This window comes from Flavobacterium cauense R2A-7 (assembly GCF_000498475.1).
Classification (GTDB): domain Bacteria; phylum Bacteroidota; class Bacteroidia; order Flavobacteriales; family Flavobacteriaceae; genus Flavobacterium; species Flavobacterium cauense.
In genome coordinates this window covers 1-3,446 of the sequence record NZ_AVBI01000030.1, presented here as the reverse complement: position 1 = coordinate 3,446, position 3,446 = coordinate 1, and the positions used below count along the sequence as shown (strand labels likewise).

1 protein-coding gene is annotated in these 3,446 nt (G+C 45.6%); it reads left to right on the top strand.

Annotation, left to right across the window (positions count from 1 at the left end; all coding sequences use genetic code 11):
• Positions 1–11: 11 nt before the first annotated feature.
• Positions 12–3,446 (top strand): beta strand repeat-containing protein (locus tag FCR2A7T_RS14495; protein ID WP_035118847.1); only part of this gene is annotated, 3,435 nt, incomplete at its 3' end.

Sequence of the window (3,446 nt, the reverse complement as noted above, 5' to 3'; positions counted from 1 at the left end):
CCACTACAACAATGACCATTACGGTAAATCCGAATGTGACACCAACCTTTACAGCAGTAGCGCCAATTTGTTCGGGAGCTGCATTATCGGCTTTACCCACAACATCCAATAATGGTATTACTGGAACCTGGTCACCGGCTTTAAACAATACGGCTACTACGGTTTACACGTTTACCCCAACAGCGGGCCAGTGTGCTACCACTACAACAATGATCATTACGGTAAATCCATTGCCGGCAAATCCGACAGCATCAGTAACTTTTCAGCCGACATGTGTTATTTCAACAGGGACAATAGTTGTTACTGCTCCAACAGGTGCCACATTGGAGTATAGTGTGAACGGGGTGTCTTATCAGTCAAGTACTACTTTTGCTGGTTTGGCTCCTGGTACATACAATGTGACAGTTCATAATACGGCTACTAACTGTTTTTCCGGAGCAACGGTTTTAATTGTTAATCCTGCGCCTGGAGCACCTGCAACACCAACGGCAAGTGTTACAGTTCAGCCAACATGTACAACACCAACAGGGACGATAGTTGTTACTGCTCCAACAGGTGCTACATTAGAATATAGTATTAATGGAGTAACGTTCCAATCAGGAACTACTTTTACAGGTGTTGCGCCCGGAACATATACTGTTATGGTACGTGATACAGGATCAGGGTGTTCTTCTGCTACTTCGGTAACGGTTAACCCAATCCCTGGAAATCCTACAGCTCCAACAGCAAGTGTTACGGTTCAGCCTACCTGTACAACTCCAACAGGAACAATCGTTATTACTGCTCCAACAGGTGCTACATTAGAATACAGCGTGAACGGAGTAACGTATCAGGTGGGCACTTCGTTTGCTGGTTTGGCTTCAGGTGTTTATAACGTAACGGTTCGTGATGCAGCTACAGGTTGTGTTTCCGCCGCCACTTCGGTAACGGTAAATCCAATTCCGGTAAATCCGGCAGCACCAACAGCAAGTGTTACAGTTCAGCCTACTTGTACAACGCCAACAGGAACGATAGTTATTACTGCTCCAACAGGTGCTACATTAGAATATAGTATAAATGGAGTAACGTATCAGGCGGGTACTTCGTTTGCAGGCTTGGCTTCAGGTACTTATAACGTAACGGTTCGTGATACGGCTACGGGTTGTGTTTCCGCTGCTACTTCGGTAACGGTTAACCCAATCCCTGCAAATCCGGCAGCTCCAACAGCAAGTGTTACAGTTCAACCAACATGTACGACTCCAACTGGAACGATAGTTATTACTGCTCCAACAGGTGCTACATTAGAATATAGTATAAATGGAGTAACGTATCAGGCGGGTACTTCGTTTGCTGGTTTGGCTTCAGGTGCTTATAATGTAACGGTTCGTGATACGGCTACGGGTTGTGTTTCCGCTGCTACTTCGGTAACGGTTAACCCAATCCCTGCAAATCCTGCAGCTCCAACAGCAAGTGTTACAGTTCAACCAACATGTACGACTCCAACTGGAACGATAGTAATTACCGCTCCAACAGGTGCTACATTGGAATATAGTATAAATGGAGTAACGTATCAGGCGGGTACTTCGTTTGTAGGCTTGGCTTCAGGCTCTTATAATGTAACGGTTCGTGATACGGCTACAGGTTGTGTTTCCGCCGCCACTTCGGTAACGGTTAACCCAATCCCTGCAACTCCGACCGCTCCAATATCCACAGTTGTTTCGCCATCCACTTGTGCGATAACAACAGGAAGTATAACAATAACAGCTCCAACAGGCGCTACTTTGGAATACAGTGTTAATGGAGTAACCTATCAGGCTGGAACTTCTTTTGCAGGCTTGGCTTCAGGTACTTATAACGTAACGGTTCGTGACACGGCAACAGGATGTGTCTCTTCCGCAGCAACAGAAACGATTAATCCAGCTCCTGGAGCTCCAACAACACCAACAGCAAGTGTTACGGTTCAGCCTACGTGTACGACTCCAACTGGAACGATAGTTATTACCGCTCCAACAGGTGTTACATTAGAATATAGTATAAATGGAGTAACGTATCAGGCGGGTACTTCGTTTGCTGGTTTGGCTTCGGGTACTTATAGTGTAACGGTTCGTGATATGGTTACGGGTTGTGTTTCTTCAGCTACTTCGGTAACAGTGAATCCAATTCCGGCCAATCCTGCCACTCCAACGGCTAGTGTTACGGTTCAGCCAACCTGTGCAACTCCAACAGGAACAATAGTAATTACCGCTCCAACAGGTGCCACTTTAGAATATAGTGTAGATGGCGTTACGTATCAGTCCGGAACTTCTTTTGCAGGCTTGGCTTCGGGTACTTATAATGTAACGGTTCGTGATACGACAACAGGATGTGTTTCTTCCAGTACTTCGGTAACGGTGAATCCGATACCTGCCAATCCCGTTGCTCCAACCTCCACAGTTGTTTCACCATCCACTTGTGCGATAACAACAGGAAGTATAACGGTAACGGCTCCAATAGGTGCTACTTTGGAATACAGTATTGATGGAGTAATTTATCAATCTGGTACTTCTTTTTCAGGCTTGGCTTCGGGTACGTATAACGTAACGGTTCGTGATACGGCTACGGGTTGTATTTCTTCCGCAGCGACGGAAACGATTAACCCAGCTCCTGGGGCTCCGGCAGCTCCAACAGCTACCGCTACTGTGCAGCCAACATGTGCGTCACCATCAGGAACTATTGTAATTACCGCTCCAATCGGTGCTACTTTAGAATATAGTGTAGGCGGAATTACTTATCAGTCCGGAACTTCTTTTGCAGGGTTGACGCCAGGCGTTTATAGTGTAACGGTTCGTGATACGGTTACGGGTTGTGTTTCTTCTGCTGTTTCGGTGACGGTTAATCCGATTCCAACGGCGCCAGCTGTACCAACTGCAAGTGTAACATTACAACCAACATGTGCTGTACCTACCGGTACTATTGATATAACAACTCCCATAGGCGCTACCTTAGAATACAGTATTGATGGTGTTGTATATCAAACAAGTACTTCCTTTGCAGGTCTTGCTCCTGGTAATTATACCGTTTCAGTAAGAGATATGGTTACGGGTTGTGTTTCTTCAAATGTGGCAATTCTTATTGTGGATACTGTTCCAGTCCCTGTTTCGGTTTCGATAACAGGAGGGTGTATTGATGGGAATTATACGCTAACGGCAACTCCTATGGATGACACTGCGTATTCTTATGAATGGTTTGATTCTACTGGCGCTTCTGTCGGATCGGTTAATCCGATTACTGTGACGGTTGCCGGAATATATACTGTTGAGGTTACTGCATTAGACAATGGTTGTGTATCCCAAGATGTTTTAACAGTTGCAAGTGCTTTCTGTGATATTCCTCGCGGAATCTCCCCTAATGGTGATGGTAAAAACGACGCGTTTGATATTACCGGGTTGAATGCGAAAAGTGTAAAAATTTTCAACCGTTACGGTGTT